We start from the raw sequence: 4,191 nt of genomic DNA, 5'->3' as shown, positions 1-4,191 counted from the left end.
CGCGGCGCGGAACGTGTCGCCGGCGGCCAGCAACACCGACTGGTCGAAGCTTTGCAAATGCTTGGCCAGCTTGCCGATGCTCGTCGTTTTTCCCGCGCCGTTCACACCGGCGATCATCATCACGAGCGGTTGCGCGCGGCCGAGCATCAGCGATTTTTCAAGCGGTCGCAGCAGATCTGCGAGGAGTGAACGCAGCGCGGCCTTCACTTGCATTGCGTCGGTGAGGCGCTCGCTGCGCACTTTTTCGCGCAGTTCTTCGAGCAGATATTCAGTGGCGTCCATACCCGCATCCGACATCAGCAACGCGGTTTCCAGCTCTTCGTAAAGATCGTCATCGATCTTCGCGCCGACGAAAATCCCCGTCAGCCCCGAACTCGTTTTCGACAATCCCGTTTTCAGCCGTGTGATCCAGGAGCGTTTCGCGACCTCTTCCGGCTCAGGCGGCGGCACGATAACAGACGTTTCCTGCGCCGCGGTCCATTGAGATGCTGTGCGTCCTTGCCAGTAGGGCTTCGCTTGTGCTGCAGGTGAGCTGTCAACCGGTTGCGCCGGAGTTACCGGCGTAGTGGCGTGCTGCAGCGGAGCGTCAGGGGTCTGCACCGGCTGTGCCGGCGTAACGGGCGTGGTCGCATGCCGGAGCCCTTCTTCGGCTGGGATTTCCGCTTCGTCTTCGGAATCCAGGCCGCCTGCGTCCTCGGCCTGATCTTCCTCAGGCGTGTCGCTCGTTTTGCCTACTAATCGTTTGAAAAAGCTGAACATGGTCTGCAGTGGTGAAGGAGGCGTTTCATCTGTATTGTCGCAAGCGTGTTCAGGAGTCGAACGCCCGCAAAAAAGTCAGGATGACATGGGCCGCCGTGCCGCGAAAAACCGCCAATAACAGCGGGAAGAGCCGGGCGAAAGGCGTAAAAACACAAAAGAAACGTATTTTATCAGCCGGCACCGATTGTAGTGCCTGCATGGCGGCATGCCTCGACATCGGGGACAGCAGGGCTGTGGTAACGTGCCCGCATCGGTGACGCGATCAATCGCACGCCGGCAATGCTTGCAGTCACTTTTTCTCTGCCCCGCGCCCGGTTAAACCACCTGCCAACTCACGCACGTCCATGTCCCGCTCTGACATCACCCGAACGCTCACACGAAATCCCGAACGCACCCGCGATAAAAACCGCGACACCGCGCCGAGTCAGCGGGAGCCGAAAGTGCGTGAAGCGCTGCCGTCACGGGGCGGCAAGCCGCATTCCATTCGTATCATCGGCGGTGACTGGAAGCGCACGCCGCTGCCGGTGCTGAGCCTGGATGGTTTGCGCCCGACACCCGACCGCGTGCGCGAGACGCTTTTCAACTGGCTTGGCCAGTCACTCGATGGCCGCCGTTGCCTCGATCTCTTCGCCGGCAGCGGCGCGCTTGGTTTCGAAGCTGCGTCGCGCGGCGCCGCACGCGTTCTGATGGTGGAGCGCAGCGGCCGCGCGGTTGCGCAATTGAAGGCGAACCAGGCGCGTCTCGCCGCGAAAAACATCGAGATCGTCGAAGCCGATGCGCTGCGGCTCGCCGCAAACCTGCCGTCGAACTCCTTCGATGTCGTGTTCCTCGATCCCCCTTTCGGCGATACCGCCATGCTCCAGCGGGCGCTTGAACTCGGGGCGCCGCTGGTATCGGCGAATGGATTGTTGTACGTGGAATCGGGCGAACCGCTCGACCCCGCGGAAGTCCCGGCCTTAGCCGGATGGGCAATTACCCGCGAAGGCAAGGCCGGCGCGGTCCGCTATCATTTGCTGCAGCGCGAAAATGAGGAATAATGCGCGTTCCGAAACGCTGGCCCGCGATGCGCCGGTTTCGGCGGAAGGAACATGCGAAGGGCTTGCATCGGGGCATGATTAGAGACGGCTTCTTGTAGATACCGGCATCGTCCCAATTTTCATCTGGCGAAGTATCGTCAGGAATTCTGCAAAAAAGCGCCAGAAAAAGTATCAGAAGAGGAGATGCCCCATGGTTACTGCCGTTTATCCGGGAACGTTCGATCCGCTCACGCGCGGTCACGAAGACCTTGTGCGACGCGCTTCGAGTATTTTCGATACGCTGGTGGTTGGCGTCGCCGACAGCCGCAACAAGAAGCCGTTTTTCAGCCTGCAGGAACGGCTGGACATTGCCCACGAAGTATTGGGGCACTATCCAAATGTCAAGGTGATGAGCTTCAAGGGACTTTTGAAGGATTTCGTGCGCAAGAACAATGCGCGCGTGATCGTGCGAGGGTTGCGTGCCGTCTCCGACTTCGAATATGAATTCCAGATGGCCGGCATGAACCGTTACCTGTTGCCCGACGTCGAAACCATGTTCATGACGCCCTCGGACCAGTACCAATTCATCTCGGGCACGATCGTGCGCGAGATCGCGCAACTGGGCGGCGATGTCAGCAAGTTCGTGTTTCCATCGGTGGAAAAGCGCCTGCAGGACAAAGTGGGTCCGATCGCGCCTGATTCATCGACGCCCTGAGGGCATCGAAATGCCGGCTGAAACGCCGGACGAAGAGAGTAAAGCATGGCCCTGTTCATTACCGACGAGTGCATCAACTGCGACGTGTGCGAGCCCGAGTGCCCGAACGACGCCATATCGATGGGTGTCGACATCTACGTGATCGACCCGAAAAAATGCACGGAATGCGTCGGACACTACGACGAACCGCAGTGCGTGCAAGTGTGCCCCGTGGAATGCATTCCACGCGACCCGGCGCATGACGAAAACCCCATCCAGTTGATGGCGAAATATCACGCGTTGATGAAGGCGAAGGGCGTTTGAAGTTGGAGTAACGCCCAACGCCCAACGCAGTTAAAGCACCGCGCGCAACGCGGCCACGAGCGCATCACATTCGGCGTCCGTCCCGACGGTAATCCGCAAGTGTTGATCGATCCGTGGCAGCCTGAAATGCCGCACGAAGATCTCCTTTTCCTTCAGGCTCGCGGCGAGCGCTGCGGCGTCGTGTGCCGGATGGCGCGCGAATACGAAGTTCGCCGCCGACGGCACCACGTCGAATCCCAGCGCCTTCAATTCAGCCGATAACCGCTCGCGGCTCGCGATCACCTTCGCGCAGGTAGCGCGGAAATAATCGTCGTCCTCGAACGCTGCGATTGCCGCAACCTGCGCCAACCGGTCGAGCGGATACGAGTTGAAGCTGTCCTTCACGCGCGTGAGCGCCTCGATCAACGCCTCGTGTCCAAGCGCATATCCGACGCGCATTCCGGCCAGCGAACGCGCCTTCGACAACGTCTGGATCACCAGCAGATTCGGATATTCATCGACCAGAATGGCCGCCGATTCCGCGCCGAAGTCCACATACGCTTCGTCGATCACGACAACAGAATCCGGGTTCGCCGCGAGCAGGATAGTGATCTCGTCGAGCGGCAACGCGCGGCCCGTGGGCGCATTCGGATTCGGCAGCAGGACGCCGCCATTGGGCGCACGATAATCATCGACATCAATACCAAAATCCGCGTTCAGCGGCACCGCGTTGAACGCGACGCCGTACAACTGCGCGTACACCGGATAAAAGCTGTACGTGATATCCGGGAAACGGATTGGCGTGTCGTGCTTGAGCAGCGCCTGGAAGGTGTGCGCGAGGACTTCGTCAGAGCCGTTGCCGACGAACACTTGCTCCGCGCGCAATCCGTGATGCTGCGCAATGGTTTCGCGCAGCGCGCGTGCCGTCGGATCGGGGTACTTGCGCAGCGAATCGCCGTTGTTCCCAAGCTCGCGAGTGATGGCATCGATAACCCGCGGCGACGGCGGATACGGATTTTCGTTCGTGTTGAGCTTCACGGGACGCGCGAGCGCGGGTTGTTCGCCCGGCACATACGGCGTCAGCGTATTGACAATGTCGCTCCAGAAACGGCTCACGTTTCGCTCCTTATCAAGGCATTCAGTTCAACCGGCGCGATGCAGGTTCATCACCGCGCGTTCCATTTCGTCGTTGATCGCGACAGGCATGACGGCAAGCGCGCGTTCGATCGATGCATCGATCACGTCCTGCTCTTCGCGGCGCGGCGGTTTCAGCACGAAGTTGGCGACATCGGGCTTGGCCCCGGCGCGTGATGCTTCGGGAATCAGATCCCGTGGATGCCCGATGCCAATCCTCAAGCGCCAGTACTGCTGCGACGACAAATGCGCGGAGATGTCCTTCAGGCCGTTATGGCCGCCGCT

General features: G+C 60.3%; 6 protein-coding genes and 1 pseudogene. 3 read left to right on the top strand and 4 right to left on the bottom strand.

The window, feature by feature from the left end; genetic code table 11:
- Positions 1-759 (bottom strand): signal recognition particle receptor subunit alpha (locus ACFFAR_RS26350; protein WP_375508754.1); only part of this gene is annotated, 759 nt, incomplete at its 3' end.
- A 49-nt stretch (positions 760-808) separates the two neighbouring features.
- A complete protein-coding gene (locus ACFFAR_RS26345; protein ID WP_375508753.1) occupies positions 809-958 on the bottom strand; it encodes a hypothetical protein in 150 nt (49 codons plus the stop codon).
- Positions 959-1,103: 145 nt separating this feature from the next.
- Between ACFFAR_RS26345 and rsmD the strand changes: the two genes are divergently transcribed.
- The 3 genes from rsmD to ACFFAR_RS26330 all read left to right on the top strand — a co-directional run bounded on the left by rsmD (position 1,104) and on the right by ACFFAR_RS26330 (position 2,793).
- The gene (gene rsmD, locus ACFFAR_RS26340; RefSeq protein WP_174364542.1) at positions 1,104-1,796 is read left to right on the top strand and encodes a 16S rRNA (guanine(966)-N(2))-methyltransferase RsmD; all 693 of its coding nucleotides are present in this window, start codon (positions 1,104-1,106) and stop codon (positions 1,794-1,796) included.
- Between the two features lie 190 nt (positions 1,797-1,986).
- The gene (gene coaD / locus ACFFAR_RS26335; RefSeq protein ID WP_061998356.1) at positions 1,987-2,490 is read left to right on the top strand and encodes a pantetheine-phosphate adenylyltransferase; all 504 of its coding nucleotides are present in this window, start codon (positions 1,987-1,989) and stop codon (positions 2,488-2,490) included.
- Between the two features lie 45 nt (positions 2,491-2,535).
- Complete coding sequence (locus ACFFAR_RS26330; protein ID WP_061998357.1) at positions 2,536-2,793, top strand: YfhL family 4Fe-4S dicluster ferredoxin; 258 nt, start codon at positions 2,536-2,538, stop codon at positions 2,791-2,793.
- A 30-nt stretch (positions 2,794-2,823) separates the two neighbouring features.
- Here the strand turns inward: ACFFAR_RS26330 and hisC are convergent, their stop codons facing one another.
- Both hisC and ACFFAR_RS26320 read right to left on the bottom strand, forming a co-directional pair.
- Positions 2,824-3,888, bottom strand: coding sequence for a histidinol-phosphate transaminase (hisC, locus tag ACFFAR_RS26325; protein WP_174364543.1), 1,065 nt, complete (start codon positions 3,886-3,888; stop codon positions 2,824-2,826).
- 27 nt (positions 3,889-3,915) lie between these two features.
- A pseudogene (locus ACFFAR_RS26320) lies at positions 3,916-4,191 on the bottom strand (aminoacyl-tRNA hydrolase); the annotation flags it as partial.

Source organism: uncultured Caballeronia sp. (assembly GCF_964243625.1).
In the GTDB taxonomy this organism is placed as follows: domain Bacteria; phylum Pseudomonadota; class Gammaproteobacteria; order Burkholderiales; family Burkholderiaceae; genus Caballeronia.
Note: the sequence above shows the minus strand (reverse complement) of the source record. Positions and strands in the feature narration are given on the sequence as shown.